Source organism: Paraburkholderia flagellata, from assembly GCF_021390645.1.
GTDB classification, from domain to species: domain Bacteria; phylum Pseudomonadota; class Gammaproteobacteria; order Burkholderiales; family Burkholderiaceae; genus Paraburkholderia; species Paraburkholderia flagellata.
The window spans coordinates 361,694-380,041 of record NZ_JAJEJT010000004.1 but is presented as its reverse complement, the minus strand read 5'-3'; the positions used below and the strand labels follow the sequence as shown (position 1 = coordinate 380,041).

The following is an 18,348-nucleotide window of genomic DNA, read 5'->3' as shown; positions in this document are numbered from 1 at the left end:
TGACGAATCATTAGAAAAGGCACCCTCAAGGCGTCGCCGGCCCCGACCCTGGTGACAAATACGCGAGCGGATCCACGGGCCGGCCATCCTCGCGCATCTCGAACTGCAGCACTGCCTGACCTTCGCCGCCAGCCCCCATCTCGCCGATGGTCGTGCCGCGCTGCACGCTCGCGCCTTCGGCCACCATGAGCCTGCGGTTGTTGCCATACGCAGTGACGAAGTGGTCGTCGTGCTTCACGATGACCATGAGGCCATATTGCTTGAGCTTGTCTCCGGCGTAGACGATCCGGCCGGCATCCACGGCCTTTACCGGCGCGCCGGGACGCCCGGCGATCTCGATGCCGCGCGAACCTTGCGCGCCAAACTCTCGCACCACTGTGCCCGCAACCGGCCAGATGAATCGGTTCTCGGCGCCCTGCGGAGGCGCTGCCGCGAGCGGCGGCTCGGGCACGATGCCTGACGGCGGCCCCACACGCAGCATCTGCCCTGCTCGCACTGCGGAAGCCGCCTCCATGGCGTTCCACTGCGCGATCTCGTCGGAGCGCCGCCCGAACGAATTCGCAATCGAGTCGAGCGAATCACCGGGCTGCACGCAGTAATAGCCGGCGGCGGCGCTCACGCACGCCCCGGCTTCGTAACTGGGCATGGCGAACGGCTTTTGGGCGACACACCCGGAAAGCAGTCCCAGCGTGACGAGTGCGCACGCCGCGCAGGCGCGCCATCGCCATGAGCGAAGACGGGTTGGTATGCATCGTTGTTTCATGGCGAATCTCCGCGAATGGCTGAATGGGTCACTGCCGCCAGCCAGCCGGCTGGCATCCGCTTAACGCGACCCATGTTTTCGCGTTGACCGCCGTATATGACGCATGACAAGCCTTTGCGTGCACACGATTAAACGTTGCGCAAAACCCTAAGCAATCAGGAAAACGAAGGTAGGGAAACGCCGAAGAAGATTCGCCGAATCTTTAATTTTTTGATGCATAGGCAGGAACCCGCGTCTGCCGCGACGCGGGTTGCGCTAGAGAGATGTCAATGCGAATGGCTCGGCACGTCCGAGCCGCGGCAGCCCACCAGGAAGTCGAAATCGCAGCCCTCGTCGGCCTGCAGCACGTGTTCGACATAGAGCTTGCGATAACCGCTGCGATCGGCGGGGATGGGTTGCAGATTCGCGGCCCATTCGTCGAGCCGCGCAGCGATCGCATCGTCGCTGATATCCACGCGCAGCACGCCCTGCTCGCAGTCCAGTTCGATCCAGTCGCCGTCGCGCACGATCGCGAGCGGTCCGCCTGCGCGCGCTTCAGGGGCGACGTGCAGCACCACCGTCCCGTACGCCGTGCCGCTCATGCGCGCGTCCGACACGCGCACCATGTCGGTCACGCCCTGTGCGAGCAGCTTGGGCGGCAGGCCCATGTTGCCCACTTCGGCCATGCCCGGATAGCCTTTGGGCCCGCAGTTCTTCATGACGAGCACGGAATCGGCCGTGACGTCGAGATCGGGGTCGCCGATGCGCGCCTTGTAGTCGTCGAAGTTCTCGAACACCACGGCGGGCCCGCGATGCTTCAACAGCTTCTGCGTGGCCGCCGAAGGCTTCAACACCGCGCCATTCGGGGCGAGATTGCCGCGCAGCACGCACAGCGCGCCGTCCTGCACGAGCGGATTGTCGAGCGGGCGAATGACTTCGGCGTTGTGAATGGGCGCTTCGCGCACGTTTTCCCAGAGCGTTTTGCCGTTGGCCGTGAGCGCGTCGGGATGCGGCAGAAGGTTCGCTTCACCGAGGCGCCGCAACACGGCAGGCAAGCCGCCCGCGTAATAGAACTCCTCCATCAGGAAGCGGCCCGACGGTTGCAGATCGACGATGGTCGGCGTGCCTCGGCCAATGCGCGTCCAGTCGTCGAGTTCGAGCGGCACGCCTATGCGCCCTGCGATCGCCTTCAGGTGGATCGCCGCATTCGTCGAGCCGCCAATGGCCGCGTTCGTGCGAATCGCGTTCTCGAACGCCGCGCGCGTGAGCAGCTTTGAGAGACGCAAGTCTTCAAGCGCCATCTCCACGATGCGCATGCCCGACATATGCGCGAGCACGTAGCGGCGCGCATCCACAGCCGGAATCGCGGCGTTGTGCGGCAGCGTGACGCCCAGCGCTTCGGCCATGCACGCCATGGTCGAAGCCGTGCCCATGGTGTTGCAAGTGCCCGCCGAACGCGACATGCCCGCCTCCGCCGACATGAACTCGTGGATCGAAATCTTGCCCGCCTTCACCTGCTCGCTCAGTTGCCACACCACCGTGCCCGAGCCGATATCGCGCCCTTCGTGCTTGCCGTTGAGCATCGGGCCGCCCGTCACGGCAATGGCTGGCACGTCGCAGCTCGCCGCGCCCATCAGCAATGCAGGCGTGGTCTTGTCGCAACCCACGAGCAGCACGACCGCATCGACAGGATTGCCTCGTATGGATTCCTCAACATCCATCGAAGCGAGGTTGCGCGTGAACATGGCCGTGGGCCGCAGGTTCGACTCACCGTTCGAGAACACGGGAAACTCGACAGGAAATCCGCCGGCTTCGTAGATGCCTCGCTTGACGTGCTCGGCGAGCTTGCGAAAATGCGCGTTACAGGGCGTGAGTTCCGACCACGTGTTGCAGATGCCGATAATCGGCTTACCAGCGAATTCGTGATCCGGAATGCCCTGATTCTTCATCCAGCTCCGGTACATGAAGCCGTTTTTGTCGGTGGTGCCGAACCACGCGGCCGAGCGAAGCTTGGGCTTACGGGTGTTCATGGCTTTGCCCACTTAGTGAGAAAGTCCAATAAATAGCATGACTATATGAGTCAGGCTTATCGGGAAAACGCTAATCGAAACCGTTCCTGACCTTGCATATAGTTTGTCTATTGTGGTCAGCAGGGGCGGCCAACGGCATATCGAAAGGATATAACCGGAGGCCAGGGATGGCGCGATACTTCTCGTGATACTGTCCGGCCGTGATGGACGCGGGTGTAGCGCCATGAATTAAAGAAATACAACGCGCAGAGCTACATCGGAGACACGCATGAAACTGGCAACACGCATGGTAAGCGGGTTGGTCGCTGCGGCGGCCGCTTTCTCGTTGGCGGCGGGTGTCGCACACGCCGAAGACAAGCAGATCACGTTAGGTTTTGCGCAGGTCGGCGCGGAAAGCGCCTGGCGCACGGCAAACACGGTGTCGGTCAAACAGGCCGCCAAAGACGCCGGCATCAACCTCAAGTTCTCGGACGCCCAGCAAAAGCAGGAAAACCAGATCAAGGCGATCCGCTCGTATATCGCCCAGAAGGTGGACGTGATCGCGTTCTCGCCCGTGGTCGAATCGGGCTGGGAGCCGGTGCTGCAGGAAGCCAAGCGCGCCAAGATTCCCGTGATTCTCACGGACCGCAACATCGACGTGAAGGACCAGTCGCTCTACGTGACGATGATCGGTTCGGATTTCATGGAAGAAGGCCGCCGCGCGGGCAAGTGGCTTGAAGATCACTACAAGAACAACCCCGGCCCGATCAATATCGTCGAGCTGCAGGGAACCGTGGGTTCCGCGCCGGCGAACGACCGTCACTCGGGCCTCATGGAAGTGATCAAGAACGATCCGAAGTTCAAGATCATCGCGTCGCAAAGCGGCGACTTCACGCTGGCCGGCGGCAAGCAGGTCATGGAAGCGTTCGCGAAGACGTATGGCAACAAGATCAACGTGGTGTACGCGCATAACGACGACATGGCGCTCGGCGCGATCCAGGCCATGGAAGAAGCAGGCATGAAGCCGGGCAAGGACATCAGCGTCGTGTCGTTCGACGCCACCAAGGGCGGCTTCGAGGCGATGATCGCCGGCAAGATGAACGTTGACGTCGAGTGCAGCCCGCTGCTCGGGCCGCAGCTCATGAGCGCGGTGAAGGATGTGGTGGCGGGCAAGCAGTTGCCCAAGCGCATCGTGACGAACGAAACGGTGTTCCCGATGGACGTGGCGGCGCAGGTGCTGCCGACGCGCAAGTACTAACCTTGCTGCAAGCCGCGCGGCGTGCTTCGTAGCCCTTAGTATTTAAAGGGTTCACGAGGCGCCCCGCGCGCTCTGGCCTCTTTCACGGTTGCCCATGAGCGTTGCTCCGATACTCGAAACCGTCGGTCTTACCCGAACCTTCCCCGGCGTGCGTGCGCTCGACCGGGTCGATTTTCGTCTGTACCCCGGCGAAATTCATACGCTGATGGGGCAGAACGGCGCTGGTAAGTCCACGCTCATCAACGTGCTGACCGGCGTGCACCAACCCGAGGCTGGGGAGATACGGCTGGCTGACCAGGCGGTGCACTTCCCGACGCCGCAGATGGCGGAGGCCGCCGGCATCCAGACGCTCTACCAGGAAGTCAATCTCTGCCCCAACCTCTCGGTCGCGGAGAATATTTTCGCGGGCCGCCAGCCGCGCAAGCGTGGCCTCGGCCTGATCGACTGGAAAACGATTCATCGCCGCGCGGAAGAAGCGCTCGCGGAACTGAATCTCTCGCTCGACGTCACGCAGTCGCTCGACACCTACCCTATCGCCATGCAGCAGATGGTGGCGATTGCCCGCGCGGTGTCCGTCGATGCGCGCATTCTGATTCTCGACGAACCGACCTCCAGTCTCGACGAAGGCGAAGTCGCGCGCCTCTTCGACGTGTTGCGCAAGCTGAAAGCGTCGGGCATCGCGATTCTGTTCGTCACGCATTTTCTGGAACAGACCTACGCCATTTCCGATCGCATCACCGTGATGCGCAACGGCGAGCGCGAAGGCGAATATCTCGCCGCCGATCTGCCGGTGCAGACGCTCGTCGCGAAGATGGTGGGCCTGCAGAACGCAGGTGAGCGGCTCACGCACGCCGAAGTCGCGCACGGCGAAACGGCTGCTTCGCACGCCGAACCGTATCTCGCGGCGCAAGGCGTGGCGCGCCGCGGTGTGCTCAATCCGCTCGATCTGGAAGTGCAACCGGGCCAGATTCTGGGCTTGGCGGGCCTGCTCGGCTCGGGCCGCACGGAAACCGCGCGCCTGCTTTTCGGCGCGGATAAAGCCGATGCGGGCACAGTGCACATCAACGGCAAGCCCGTGAAGCTTTCTTCGCCGCGCGACGCCGTGCGTCACGGCATGGCCTATTGTCCTGAGGATCGCAAGAAGGAAGGCATCGTCGCCGATCTGTCGATTCGCGAAAACATCGTGCTCGCGCTGCAGGCGCAACTGGGCTGGTGGCGCATGATCCGGCGCTCGCGCCAGCGCGAACTGGCCAACGAATATATCGAGCAACTCGGCATCAAGGCGCGCGACGCCGAGCAGCCCATTGGCCTGCTTTCGGGCGGCAATCAGCAAAAGGTGCTGCTCGCGCGCTGGCTGGCAACCAAGCCGCGTTTGTTGATACTCGACGAGCCTACGCGCGGCATCGACGTCGCCGCCAAGTTCGAAATCATGGACCGCGTGCGCGCGCTTTGCGCGAAGGGCCTGGGCATTCTGTTCATTTCGTCGGAGATCAGCGAAGTGGTGCGCGTGAGCGACCGCATCGCCGTGCTGCGCGACCGGCGCAAGGTGGCCGAGCTTTCGGGCGCGGCGCGCTCGGAGCATGAAGTCTACGACCTCATTGCCGGAGACCGTCGATGACGCGCCCCGTACTCCCCGCCTGGCTCTCGCTCGTCATCCGGCATCCGCTGGTGTGGCCGGCGGTGACGCTCATCGCCCTTTTCGTCGTCGATGTCGCGCATCGCGGCAACTTCCTCTCGATCACGATGCTCGGCGGCCACCTGTTCGGCGCGCCCATCGACATCCTCATGCGCGCCGCACCGCTCGTCGTGGTCTCGCTCGGCATGACGCTCGTGATCGCCACGCGCGGCATCGACATTTCCGTGGGCGCCGTCGTGGCGATTGCGGGTGCGGCGGCCGCCACCGTGCTCGCCGCCGATCCCTCGCGCGTGGGCACGGCGTTTGGCGCGGCGCTCGCCGTGGGCCTGCTTGCGGGCATCTGGAACGGGCTGCTCGTCGCGTTCGTCGGCATGCAGCCGATCATCGCCACGCTCATTCTCATGGTGGCGGGGCGCGGCGTGGCGCAGTTGCTCACGGGCGGCCAGATCATCCCGATCGGCGCGCCGGGCTATCTCTTCGCGGGCGGCGGCTATTTCGCGCTCATCCCGTGCGCGGTGTGGATCGCGCTCGCCGTGACCGTGCTCACCGCGCTCATCGTCAACCGCACGGCGCTCGGGCTCTTCATCCGCTCGATCGGCGTGAACCCGGTAGCCGCGCGTCTCGCGGGTCTGTCGTCGCAAGCCGTGGTGTTCGGCGCGTACGCGTTCTGCGGCGTGACCGCCGCGATCGCAGGCATTCTCATCAGCTCGAACGTGCGCAGCGCGGACGGCAACAACGCGGGCCTCCTGCTTGAACTCGACGCCATTCTGGCCGTGACGCTCGGCGGCACCTCGCTGCTGGGCGGGCGCTTCAGTCTCGCGGGCACGGTGCTCGGCGCGCTCATCATCCAGACGCTTACCTACACCACCTATTCGATCGGCGTGCCGCCCGAGGCCACGCTCGTCGTGAAAGCCGTGGTCGTGCTGCTCGTATGCCTGATCCAGTCGCCCGCCGCGCGCACCTTCGCGTTTCAACAACTCAAGCGTATTGCTCTCGCACGCCGCGCGCGCGCCTGAGCACGAAGCGCACCCATACGGGGGAAGCCGAGCATGAACCGCCCTGCCCTGTCCTTCTCGAACACGCTCGCAGCGTGCCGGCGCGGCGCCATCCGCTTCGTCGATCCGCGCGTGCTGCCCATCGTCGTGACCGTCGTGCTCTTTGCCGTCCTGTTCGGCTTCGGCTCGGTCATGTACACCGGGTTCTTCTCGCTCCAGGTGGCCTTCGGGCTGCTCGTCGATAACGCGTTCCTGCTGATCGTCGCCATCGGCATGACGTTCGTGATCATCTCCGGCGGCATCGATCTTTCGGTGGGCGCGGTGGTCGCGCTCACCACGATTCTCTGCGCGGTGGGCACCGAAAAGCTGCACTGGCCCGTGCTCGTGGTCGTGCCGCTCGTTTTACTCTGCGGCGCGCTATACGGCGCGGCAATGGGCGCGCTGATCCACTTCTTCCGGCTGCAGCCCTTCATCATCACGCTCGCGGGCATGTTCCTCGCGCGCGGCACCTGCTTTCTCATCACCACCGAATCCATCCAGATCAACGACCCCGGCTTTCACGCGCTCTCCGAGTTCAACATTCCGGTGGGCAGCGGCTCGCTCACCACAGGTTCGCTCACAGCCATCGCCATGCTCATTGCGGGCATCGTCATCGCGCACTTCACGCGCTTTGGGCGCAACGTCTACGCGATCGGCGGCAACGAGCGCTCCGCGCTGCTCATGGGCCTGCCTGTGGCGCGCACCAAGATCGGCGTGTATGCGCTCTCGGGCTTTTGTTCGGCGCTCGGCGGCGTGGTGTTTACGCTCTATGTGCTCTCGGGTTACGGGCTGCAGGCGCAAGGCATGGAACTCGACGCCATTGCCGCGACGGTGATTGGCGGCACGTTGCTCACGGGCGGCGTGGGCTATGTGATCGGCTCGGTGTTCGGCGTGGGTATCCTCGGCACGATCCAGACGCTCATCACTTTCGACGGCACGCTCAGCTCCTGGTGGACGCGCATCGTGATCGGCGCGCTGCTCTGTGCGTTCTGCCTCATGCAGCGCGCGACCGAGCGCCATGCCGCGCGCCGCAAGTCCACCGGCACGGGACGCGGCGCGCCGCGCACGACCCGTCCACGCACGCAAGCCGCCACACCGATGGATCAGGCCAAGCTCGCGAGCCCGCCGCCGCACATGCAGGAGGCGAAAGGCGGTGCTTGAAGTCATCGCCACTACGCCCTTATGGAGTAGTTAGGGGTATACATGGATTAGGAGGCCTCATCACGCTGCACTAAGATTTTTGCGGTACCGTCGGCGCCCGGCGAACACGCGTTCGCTGCGGATGTCTCGCGCGTGATGACTCGATTCAAGGAGCGCCATGCGCACGCGAACCCCGGTACTGGCCAGCATCTGCACGCTTTTCGACGAAAAGTCGACTATATCGACCACGAAGACAAGACCGGAGGAAAACATGGCGCAGGATCGGGATGACGCAAAAGACGGCAAGAGCTTGATCGACACGGGCCGGCGCGGCCTGATGCAGGGTGCTGGGCTGGGCGCGGCGCTTTCGCTGCTCGGCGCGGTGGGCGGCGGCGGATTCATCTCCACGGCGCAGGCGGCCGAATCGGGATTCCCCTCGCACAAGAAGTGGAAGATCGTGTTCGTCAACCACGTCACCACGAATCCGTTCTTCGTGCCGACGCAATACGGCATTCAGGACGCGTGCTCGCTGCTCAACATGGACTACCAGTGGACGGGCTCCGCCACGTCCGATGCAGGCGAAATGGTGCGCGCCGTGAATTCGGCCATCGCGGCCAAGGCCGACGCGATCGCGGTGCCGATCGTCGACCCCACCGCCTTCGACAAGCCCATTCAGGCGGCGCTCGACGCCGGCATTCCGGTATTCGCCTACAACGCCGACGCGCCGCGCGGCAAGAAGAATCCGCGCCTCGCCTACATCGGCCAGGACCTGTATCTCTCGGGCTATCAGATGGGCGAGCGCATCGTGAGCCTCATCGACAGCGGCATGGTCGCGCTCTTCATCGCGACGCCTGGCCAGCTCAACATCCAGCCGCGTCTGGACGGCGCGAGCGACGCCATCAAGAAGTCCGGCAAGAAGATCGACATCCAGACCGTGGCGACAGGCGCGACCGTCAACGAAGAGCTTTCGAAGATCAAGTCGTTCTATCTCGGCCACCAGGACGTGAAGGGCATGTTTGCCGTGGACGCGGGCAGCACCCAGGGTGTGGCACAGGTGATGAAGGAATCGAACCTGCCTTCCAAGGGCGTGCACGGCGGCGGCTTCGACCTGCTGCCCACCACGGTCCAGCTCATTCACGAAGGCTTCCTCGACTTCACGATCGACCAGCAGCCGTACGTGCAGGGCTTCTACACGGTCATGCAGGCGTTCGTGACGCTCGCATCGGGCGGTCTTGTCGGCCCGGCCGATACGAACACGGGCCTGAAGTTCGTGACGAAGGACACCGTCGAGCCGTACCTCAATACTTCGACGCGTTACGAAGGCAAGACCACCAAGCCGCAAATCGTGCCGATGAGCGGCGGGATCAAGTCGTGATGACCCACGTGCAATGACCTACGCGTAATGAACTCTGTGAACGAAACTGGCAAGGCTGAAGTCTCCGCGCGGGCTGCCCGCCCGCGCGGGCAATGGCTCTCCGCGTGGGCGCCCGAGCTGCGCATTTTGCTCGTGGCGGTGATCCTCGCGGCGTACTTCGAATTTTCCAACCGAGATTTCCTGCTCACCAACGCGAGTCTCGTCAACCTCTCGCAGTTCATCGCGCCGGTGGCGATCATCGCGTTCGGCGAAATCATGCTGATGATCGGCGGCGACATCGATCTCTCGGCAGGCATGGTGTTCGCATTCGCGCCGTTCATGATGGTGTTCGCCAACGACGCCGGCGCGCCCATGTGGCTCGCCGTGATCGCGGGGCTCGTGGCCGCGGGCATCGTCGGCTTCGTGAACGGGGCCGTGACCGTGTGGCTGCGCCTGCCCTCGTTCGTCACCACGCTCGGCACGCTCTTCCTCATCAACGGCATCACGCTCACGATTTCGCGCGGCACGCCGGTGCAAACGCCGGGCTCGCCCGAGTTCGCGGCCTTCATGGGCGCGTGGGGCTATAGCGAGATTCTCTGGACGGTGGTGATCGCGTTCGCCATGCACGTGCTGTTGCGGCACACGCGCTGGGGCCTGCATACGCAGGCCGCAGGCGCGAATCCGATCGGCGCGAGCGAAGCCGGCATTCACGTGAACCGGCTGCGCCTTGGCAACTTCATCATTGCCGCCGTACTCGCGGGTTTCACCGGCATTCTGGAAGGCTTTCGGATCACCTCGATCGACCCACAGGCGGGTGGCAACCAGATCATGTTCCTCGCCGTGGCTTCGGCCGTGATCGGCGGCACGCCGCTCACGGGCGGCTCGGGCACGATCGTGGGCGGCCTGATCGGCGCGGCGGTGCTCGGCATTCTCAACGACGGCTTCACGCTCATCGGCATCAACGCGTTCACGTTCAACATCATCCTTGGCGCCGCGATTCTCGCCGCCATGATCTTCAACATCCACGTTGGGCGCCTGCGCCGCAAAGGGAGCCGATGATGGACGAATCGCAAGCCTCCCCGGCGGGAATGAGCGGCGCGACCGCCACGGCCGCCGCCCCGCTCGCCGTGCGCGGCGACAACATCGTCAAGCGCTTCGGTGCGGTCACGGCGCTCGACGGCGTCTCGCTCACGCTGGGCCGCGGCGAAATCCTCGGCATTCTTGGCGACAATGGCGCGGGCAAGTCCACGCTCGTGAAAATCCTCACGGGTTTTCACCAACAGACTAGCGGCACGCTGCAGATCGACGGCAGCGAAACACTGCTGCGCTCGGTGGACCATGCGCGCTCGCTAGGCATCGAATGTGTTTATCAGGATCTCGCGCTCGCCAATTCGCTGAGCATTTATCACAACATGTTCCTGAACCGCGAGATCGTGCGCCGCGGCCCCTTCAGACTGCTCGACCACAAGCAGATGCGCGCGCGCGCGGCGCAACTGCTCGACGACATCGGCGTGCACGTGCCCTCGGTGGACCTGCCTGTGGAGCGGCTTTCGGGAGGTCAGCGCCAGGCGATCGCGGTCGCGCGCGCCGTGCATTCGAACGCCAAAATCCTCCTGCTCGACGAGCCGCTCGCCGCGATGGGAGCGCGGGAAGCGGGTCTCATCATCGATCTCATCATGCGATTGAAGGAAAAAGGCGGCCTATCGATTATCATGATCATGCACAACTATGCGCAGACGCTGGATATTGCGGATCGCATCATGTTGATGCAGCGAGGCCGCGTGACATACGAACAGCACAGCGCCAATACATCGGTGGCTGAACTGATGGATATCGTGCGGCGGGAATATCGGGCCATGCGCGCCACCAGCGCGTAAAGGGCCGTACATACAGGGGGACGCTCCGATCGGGTAGCCCCCGCCGGACAATCATGGATTACCGCAATCTAGATAAACGCAAGAGCATGCACGCGCGCATCGTGCAGGAGCTCGGCATGCAGATCGTAGGCGGCACGCTCGCCCCCGGGCAGCGCCTGCCCGCCGAACCTACGCTATGCGAAACCTACGGCGTAAGCCGGCCCGTGCTGCGCGAGGCCACGCGCGTGCTGGTCGCCAAAGGGCTCGTGGTTTCGAAGCCGCGCGTGGGCAGCGTCGTGCGGCCGCGCGAAGAATGGCACATGCTCGACCCCGACGTGCTGTACTGGACCGTCAACAGCATTCCCGAAGGCGAGTTCTTCCGCTCGCTCATGACCGTGCGGCAGATCATCGAGCCCGCCGCCGCGGCGCTTGCCGCGATTTCAGCGAACGACGAAGACCGCGCCCGCATTACCGCGGCCTACGCGCGCATGGAAAAGGCGCAAACCGCCGCCGACCTGCTCGAACCCGACCTGGAATTCCACCGCGCGATCATGGCGGCCACGCATAACAACATGCTGGCGTATATCGGCAACATGCTCTCGCTCGCGCTTTCCGAGTCGATCAAACTCACTAGCCGCCATCCCAACACGCATGCGCTTTCGTTGCCGCGCCACAAGGCGATTCTCACGGCGATCGAGCACGGCGACGCGCTCGCGGCGCGGCAAGCGAGCGTCGTGCAACTCGACAATGCGCGCGCCGATGCCAATTCGATTCTGGGCGGGGCGGGACTGGAAACCTAGATCACGGCCTGCGCGAGATTGATCTGCATTTGCTTGGGCAATCGTACGCGCGCACGAAAACCGGCACGCCTTCGATGTCGTGATGACGTCGCCGCGCGCGCCGCTCAGGACGCCTGGCTTTTCGCCGGGCGCAACCGTTAGAGGGCGGGGTCGAGCGGCGTGATTTTCGCCAGCATGAGCGTGTATTCCTCGGCGGCGATCTGGCGGAATTTCATCTTCACAATTGCCTCGCGCTGCGCAGGGACGTCATTGGGAAAGAGGCGCGTAGCCGCGTTTGTGATGACCATGTCCTTCTCATCGGGCTGAGGCACGGCGCCAGGTGGCAAGGCGATGGCGGAAGGCCCCTTGCCGTCCATTGCCTGCACGAGCAGATAGATCGGCACGACATCGCCAAGACCGATGGGCAGCAGTTCCGCGGCGTTGTCGCCGAAATGACGGCGCACGATGGCCTGCGATCCCAGGCGCAACGTGAAGCGAAACGGAAACCCCGTGCGAATGGAGAGCGTGACGGGATCGGCCGACGCCACCTGCTCGATCGATTCGATGCCTTCGACTTGCAGCGTTTGCGAAACGGACTTCGTCACGCCGCTCAGATTCAGCAATTGATCGGGTTGATCCTTCGTTGCTTCGAAGGTCGTGATATTCTTCGCGGCCACGCGCCGCACCTGCTTCACGATCTCGCCTAGCGGCAAGGTGGCAATGACGAATGTCATAAGCGTCGCCCTCGTGCCTGCATTGTCGATCGCACCTGCTATCAAGGCGAACGGAATGGCGAGCAGAAGCCGCAGCGAATACCAATAGACATCCGAAACGTTGAGCGCCCGGCGCCTCACCGCAAGGACGGAGTCACTCGCGACGAAGAGAAAGGCGCCGCCAAACGCGGCCAGAATGCCCGGCACGTTCAATCCAAACAGGCAGGTGGCTGCGGTAGGGCTGTCGCACGACGCGCACATGTACACCCAACCGACTATCGCGGACGCTGCATAGACCATCACGACGAGAATGCAGTACGGCGGCACGAAAGGCGCGAGACCGTATTGCTGGTGGTAGATGTGCGAGAACAACTGGTCGCATAGCTGGAGATTGTTGTCGGCCTGGCTGCGCCAATCCTTGCTGTCTCCTTGTGGTGGCGCGGCGTTTGTGCCCGGCGCGGGCGCGGGCGCGGGCGCGGCGATCGTACCCGGGAATGCGCCGTTGATTGCATCGATTAGCCACTTTGACCAGAAGCGCTGGAGGTACGCAGAAAGCGCCCCGCACTTGAGGCTGTTTTCAAATTCGCGATATCGCACATACCAGCCGAGCGTGAGAAAAGCGATGAACGGCGCCGACGCGAGCGCCGTGGTGAGGGCAGCAAGCAGGAAGATCGGCAGCGGCAATACCTTGAACCCGAACGGTCGCGAACCTCCCTCGGATTTCGCCGCACCTGCGGGCGGCGTCTCGGACGCGACCCTCGTCGGCTTCAGCGCAGACGCGTTCGCGCCTTTCTGCTTTGCATTTTCCGTCGTCGATTTCGCTGCAGCGCCGACAACAAATTCCGCACGTGCTGACGAGGACGACATGGGCACCCTCGGCAAGTTCACGGCGAACAACGCAATGGCATCGCCCGCAAGATTCACGAAGACCACAACGAGAACCAGCAGCCACAGCCGCCCTCTCGCTAGCCAGTGCGTTTCCGTGACCAGGCGCTGCGCCCATTCCCGGTTCGTCTCCTCCTTCGTCTTCGCGATCATGAGCCCCCCCTGCAACAAAGGAATACTAATTATTTAAACTAGCAATACATTCGGCTGACGTTTCCTCTCTCGAACGTTGCCGCTCAACGGCACCACCATGTCGCCTGACCACCCAGGCTATCGGAAAGCATCAGGTTTCTGTCGATGTTCAGGCCGCACAGCACGTCGGGCGCTGCGGTAATGCGTTGCGTCATCTGATAGCCCCGCTGGGGCAGCGTGGGTACCGTGCTGCCAGACTCCCAGTAATGCTGCGTCTGCAAATTCCAGAACAACTGGTCACCCGTCAAGCCGCAGTTGGCCCCCACGTAAATGCCTGGTTGATAACCGGCGTTCTTGACAGCTGCGAACCACGCGTTGCAATAGGCGATGACGTCGCCGGCGTCCGCTGCATTGTTCACGCCTTCGAGATCGAGCCATACGGTTACGCCTGGAGGCACGCCAACTGTCTGGGCATTGCTGGCCGCATTTGCACCGTAGGTCGCGCCAAGCGTTGCGGAAGGCGACCAACCCTCGGCGCTCACGTGCTGCACCGCGCCGAGCGCAAGACCCGCGCCAAGCACCGCATTGGCCTCATTGGAACTCAGGTCGAGCGCCCCCTGCGTGTCCGAGCGCGAGAGATAGCGGATGCAAGCGCCGAAACCGGCTGCTTTCATGCCGGAAGCCGCACTGGAAGACACTGGGGTCACACAATCGAAAGCATGCGTTCCGATCGGAAGTGCCTGAGAAAAGTCGCCGTTCGCTAACATTTCGGTATCCTCTATAAATTAACGGCGCGATTTCGATGCCTGAATGGTCTGACCGGCGGCAAAACCTGTGCACGAAGCGACTAGCCGAATGGCGCGGAGCGCGGAATCCCGCTGCGGAACGTGGGACTGTTGGGGGATCTTGCAAGAAAACGCTACACCGCAAGCGAGCGCCCAGAATGTACGCCAGCGAACAGAGGTGGCGCGCGCAGGCGGCGCTTTATGCGAATGACATCAATGACGGCGTTGCACCACCACGCACGTACCGCTAGCGCTGCGCGCTCATCGGTCGTGCTGCCCCGTCAAACTGAAACGATGCTTGCAAACTTCGGAAAGCCGACAAGCGCACCTGCGCCGGAAGACCGTTCATGCGCTTTCGCAAAAGTCCGCGTATTGCTGAGCGCGCTCGCCTTGCACGCCGACGCGCATGAGGCCCTCAACGAACTCCTGGCCGCTCCAGTGGCTTCGGTAACGCGCGTACATCGCCTTCACGCAAGCGAACTTGCGCAGCCGGCAATACATCAGCAGGAGATTGAGCATTTCTTTGGAGGCCAGCGTTTTGACGTCGACCTCGCGCACGATGTCCGCCAACTCGCTGTCCTCGAGGTAGCGCCACATATTGAAGGCGCCGTGAAAGCCGAACGTTGGACGCAGGACATCCCCGTATTCGTAAGAGAAGCGAGCGGCAACGTCGGCGCTCGCGAAACGAATGCCAAAGTCCGCCTCGAGTTGCGGCCGCCACGTTCGACAAATGAGATCGTCTTCGACCGGGTCGACGGGGATCGCGAAGCGTTCATCCTGCAGCGCATGCAGCAGGCGCGCGGAGCGCAGAGAAAAGCCGCCGTTGCCGACATTCAGGTCGTCGTCGTGATGCACCCAGCGGGCGCCGATATAGTCGCACTCGCGGAAAGACTCGCTCCAGCGCGATGCATCCAGCACGTAGCCGTCCCATTGCACGACCAGCACCCACGGCGTGGTGATGTGGTGCGCAAGCTGCTTGAGCAAAAAGGCGGAGTAGGCCTCGCGGGAGCGCAAACGATCGATGGTCGCGATGCGCGCTTGCGTCGGCACGATGACGTCGGTGAAGAGGATAGCGTCGCCGAACGCGCATTGGGACAGCGATTTGTCGAGCGCGCGTGCCGCGAGCGGCGCGTTGATCGTATCGACCGCGCAGAGCGTCACGTCGCGCAAATCCAGCGGCTGGGTGTCGTTCAACTGCATCGGTCGGGGTCCCTGAAGCGTGAAGCCGTGACTGACGGCGGCCCAACATGCTAGCCACACCGTTAGCCCCAGGAAACGCCCTGCCGACAGATCAACTTTTTGTATTTGTGGAGTCTCAGCCGCAGTTGATGCGAATCAATCCCGCCGGCCGGCTCACACCGCCCGCTTGCTGCGGCGGTACTGGTCGAACAGCACTGCGAGCAGCAGAATGCCGCCGCGAATCAGGTACTGGTAGAACGTCGGCACGTTCATGAGGCTCATGGCATCCTGCACCGAGCCCATGATGAGTACGCCCACCAGCACGCCCGAGATCGTCGCCACGCCGCCCGTGAGCGACACGCCGCCCAGCACGCATGCCGAGATCACACCGAGCTCGAGGCCAACGGAAGTCTTGGGGTCACCCAGGCTCATGCGCGAAGCCAGCATCACGCCCGCAAAGCCCGTAATGAGCCCTTGCAGCACGAACACCGTGATCTTGATACGCGTCACCGGCAGGCCAGCAAGCCGCGCCGCTTCGCTATTGCCACCCACCGCGAGCACGTTCTTGCCGAACACGGTCTTTTTGAGCAGGAAGCCGAACACCACGAATCCGATGATGTTGCTCCAGATCGGGAACGAAATGCCGAGGAACGAGCCGCCGCCCAGATCGAAGAAACGCTCTTCGGAGATCATCACGGCGTCGCCATTCGAGGTGAGGAACGCGAGGCCGCGCACCGCTTCCATCATCGCAAGCGTGGCGATTAGCGAGTTGATCTTGAAGCGCGCGATCAGCACGCCGTTCACGAGGCCGACTGCACCGCCCGCGAGCACGCCGGCAGTAATACCGAGCAGCACGCTATGCGACTGCGTGATGACCGTGGAGGCCACCACGCCCGAGAACGCCACGATCGAGGCGACCGAAAGATCGACCTCGCCGAGCGCGAGCACGAACATCATCGTGACCGCAATCGAGCCGATCAGCGTGACGGAGAGCAGCAAGCCCTGAATGTTGCGGGTCGTCAGGAAGTCGGGGACCGTTGCGGATAGCACCGCGAACAGCACCACGAACACCACCGCGATGCCCGATTTGTTGATCATGTCCCAGGCACGCGCGCGCTGGGGCGTAATGGGCGCGGCGGCTTCGTTGACGGTAGGCGTGCCCTGTGGCTGCATGGCTTCACTCATTTCTGGTTCGTCGTTTCGGATCGGTTGCGCTGCTTCGCTTCAATTCGCTGCACACGCGACCGGCAAGGCAAAAAACAAAAAGCGTCCGCGTTAGCGCGGCAGCGCCATTTTGATCAATTCGTCGGGCGAGGCTTCGGCCTTGGGCAAGCTGCCCGCTATCCGGCCTTCGCGCATCACTATGATGCGGTCGGACACTCCGATCACTTCCGCCAGATCGCTCGACACCATGATCACGGTCTTGCCCGCTTCCGCGAGCTCGTACAGCAGGTTGTAGATCTCGGCGCGCGCGCCCACGTCGATGCCGCGGGTCGGCTCGTCCATCAGGAACACTTCGATGCGTTCAGCGAGCCAGCGCGACAGAATCACCTTCTGCTGGTTGCCGCCCGAGAGCGTGCCGATGGCCGTGTCGCCGTTGCGCGTCTTGATCGCGAGCTTCTTGATGTAGTCCTGCGCGAGATCGCGCTCGCGCCGCGCGTCGAGCAGGAAGCGCGCAGGGCTGAAGTGGCGGCGCGCGCTGATGTTCAGGTTGTCTGCCACCGACGCGATCGCGACGATGCCTTCCTGCTTGCGGTCCTCGGGGCATAGCGCGAGGCCCGCACGCACGGCGTCGCGCGGGCTTGCGAAATTCACGCGCTTGCCGTCGAGTTCCACGTGTCCCGCGCTGGCGCGCGTCGCGCCGTAAATCAGCTTCATGAGCTCCGAGCGCCCCGCGCCCACGAGCCCGAAGAAGCCGACGATCTCGCCGCGCCGCGCCGTGAACGACACCGGCTCGGCGAGGCCCGGCCCGAGCAGGCCCTTCGCTTCGATGAGCACTTCGCCCGCTTCGCGCGGACGATAGCCGTACACGTCCTCGATCGAGCGGCCCACCATCGCGCCAATCAGGCGATTACGATCGAGGTCCGCCACCGAATCGAACGTTTCGATGCGCTTGCCGTCGCGAAACACTGTCACGCGGTCGCAGAGTTCATAGACTTCGTCCATGCGGTGCGTGACGTAGATGATCGCGCGGCCGTCCGCGCGCAGCGCGTTGATGATGCGAAAGAGGTTCTCGGTCTCGCGCGCCGAGAGCGAGCTGGTCGGTTCGTCGAAGGCGATCACGCGCGCATTGCGCATGAGCGCCTTGCCGATTTCGATCATCTGCCGCTGGCCGATGGAGAGATTCTTCACCGGCGTGCGCGGATCGATGCGCTCGCCAAGGCGCTTGAGTTCATCCATCGCGCGCTTGACGAGCGTACCTTCGTCGAGCACGCCGAGGCGGTTGGGCAACTGCCCGAGCATCAGGTTTTCCGCCACCGTCAGCTCGGGCACGAGATGCAGTTCCTGATAGATGATCGCGATACCCGCTTCGAGCGCCGCCTTCGTGGTCGTGAAGCGATGCTCCGCGCCATTCAGCTTGAGCGTGCCTTCCTGCGGCTGGTTCACGCCCGAGAGCACCTTGAGCAGCGTGGATTTACCCGCGCCGTTCTCGCCCATCAAGCCATGCACCTCGCCGGCACGCACTTCCAGCGCCACGCGGTCGAGCGCACGCACGCCCGGAAAGCTCACGGTAATGCCGTCGAGCTCCAGATACGCGCGATTCCCCTGTTGAGCGCTCGCATTTACGTTCGCCGCTGCCTGCGCGTTCGCATCCGTCATCGTTTCAGTCATTGCATCCCTGCCCT

At 63.5% G+C, this 18,348-nt stretch carries 15 protein-coding genes; 8 read left to right on the top strand and 7 right to left on the bottom strand.

The annotated features are described in order from the left end of the window. Window positions 1-25: 25 nt before the first annotated feature. Both L0U83_RS32335 and L0U83_RS32330 read right to left on the bottom strand, forming a co-directional pair. On the bottom strand, window positions 26-763 hold the full coding sequence (locus L0U83_RS32335) for a peptidoglycan DD-metalloendopeptidase family protein (RefSeq protein WP_233888246.1): 738 nt from the start codon (window positions 761-763) through the stop codon (window positions 26-28). A 266-nt stretch (window positions 764-1,029) separates the two neighbouring features. Further along, the gene (locus tag L0U83_RS32330) at window positions 1,030-2,772 is read right to left on the bottom strand and encodes an IlvD/Edd family dehydratase (RefSeq protein ID WP_233888245.1); all 1,743 of its coding nucleotides are present in this window, start codon (window positions 2,770-2,772) and stop codon (window positions 1,030-1,032) included. Between the two features lie 268 nt (window positions 2,773-3,040). Here L0U83_RS32330 and L0U83_RS32325 point away from each other — a divergent pair, with 268 nt between their 5' ends. The 8 genes from L0U83_RS32325 to L0U83_RS32290 all read left to right on the top strand — a co-directional run bounded on the left by L0U83_RS32325 (window position 3,041) and on the right by L0U83_RS32290 (window position 11,829). Continuing rightward, window positions 3,041-4,009, top strand: a complete 969-nt coding sequence (locus tag L0U83_RS32325) for an ABC transporter substrate-binding protein (protein WP_373321155.1) — start codon at window positions 3,041-3,043, stop codon at window positions 4,007-4,009. Window positions 4,010-4,103: 94 nt separating this feature from the next. After that, window positions 4,104-5,627 carry a sugar ABC transporter ATP-binding protein gene (locus L0U83_RS32320; RefSeq protein ID WP_233888244.1) on the top strand — a complete coding sequence of 508 codons (1,524 nt, stop codon included), beginning with the start codon at window positions 4,104-4,106 and terminating at the stop codon, window positions 5,625-5,627. Then, window positions 5,624-6,661, top strand: coding sequence for an ABC transporter permease (locus L0U83_RS32315; protein WP_233888243.1), 1,038 nt, complete (start codon window positions 5,624-5,626; stop codon window positions 6,659-6,661). The genes L0U83_RS32320 and L0U83_RS32315 overlap by 4 nt, the downstream gene beginning before the upstream one ends. Before the next feature lie 33 nt (window positions 6,662-6,694). Beyond that, window positions 6,695-7,840, top strand: a complete 1,146-nt coding sequence (gene yjfF / locus L0U83_RS32310) for a galactofuranose ABC transporter, permease protein YjfF (RefSeq protein WP_233888242.1) — start codon at window positions 6,695-6,697, stop codon at window positions 7,838-7,840. A gap of 250 nt (window positions 7,841-8,090) precedes the next feature. After that, window positions 8,091-9,194, top strand: coding sequence for a sugar ABC transporter substrate-binding protein (locus L0U83_RS32305; RefSeq protein ID WP_233889102.1), 1,104 nt, complete (start codon window positions 8,091-8,093; stop codon window positions 9,192-9,194). A gap of 27 nt (window positions 9,195-9,221) precedes the next feature. Continuing rightward, the gene (locus L0U83_RS32300) at window positions 9,222-10,232 is read left to right on the top strand and encodes an ABC transporter permease (protein WP_233888241.1); all 1,011 of its coding nucleotides are present in this window, start codon (window positions 9,222-9,224) and stop codon (window positions 10,230-10,232) included. Next, a complete protein-coding gene (locus tag L0U83_RS32295; RefSeq protein WP_233888240.1) occupies window positions 10,232-11,050 on the top strand; it encodes an ATP-binding cassette domain-containing protein in 819 nt (272 codons plus the stop codon). Before L0U83_RS32300 ends, L0U83_RS32295 begins: the two co-directional genes overlap by 1 nt. A 53-nt stretch (window positions 11,051-11,103) precedes the next feature. Next, the gene (locus L0U83_RS32290; protein WP_233888239.1) at window positions 11,104-11,829 is read left to right on the top strand and encodes a FadR/GntR family transcriptional regulator; all 726 of its coding nucleotides are present in this window, start codon (window positions 11,104-11,106) and stop codon (window positions 11,827-11,829) included. Between the two features lie 137 nt (window positions 11,830-11,966). Here the strand turns inward: L0U83_RS32290 and L0U83_RS32285 are convergent, their stop codons facing one another. From L0U83_RS32285 to araG, 5 genes are all read right to left on the bottom strand, one after another. Continuing rightward, window positions 11,967-13,559: a hypothetical protein gene (locus L0U83_RS32285; RefSeq protein ID WP_233888238.1), complete on the bottom strand. Its 1,593-nt coding sequence runs from the start codon at window positions 13,557-13,559 to the stop codon at window positions 11,967-11,969. Window positions 13,560-13,642: 83 nt separating this feature from the next. Continuing rightward, entirely contained in the window at window positions 13,643-14,212 is a 570-nt protein-coding gene (locus L0U83_RS32280; RefSeq protein WP_233888237.1) for a DUF1906 domain-containing protein, read from the bottom strand. A gap of 456 nt (window positions 14,213-14,668) precedes the next feature. Next, on the bottom strand, window positions 14,669-15,523 hold the full coding sequence (locus L0U83_RS32275) for a DUF5672 family protein (RefSeq protein ID WP_233888236.1): 855 nt from the start codon (window positions 15,521-15,523) through the stop codon (window positions 14,669-14,671). A 153-nt stretch (window positions 15,524-15,676) separates the two neighbouring features. Further along, a complete protein-coding gene (gene araH / locus L0U83_RS32270; RefSeq protein ID WP_233888235.1) occupies window positions 15,677-16,687 on the bottom strand; it encodes an L-arabinose ABC transporter permease AraH in 1,011 nt (336 codons plus the stop codon). A gap of 90 nt (window positions 16,688-16,777) precedes the next feature. Continuing rightward, entirely contained in the window at window positions 16,778-18,334 is a 1,557-nt protein-coding gene (gene araG / locus L0U83_RS32265) for an L-arabinose ABC transporter ATP-binding protein AraG (protein ID WP_233888234.1), read from the bottom strand. Window positions 18,335-18,348: the final 14 nt, after the last annotated feature.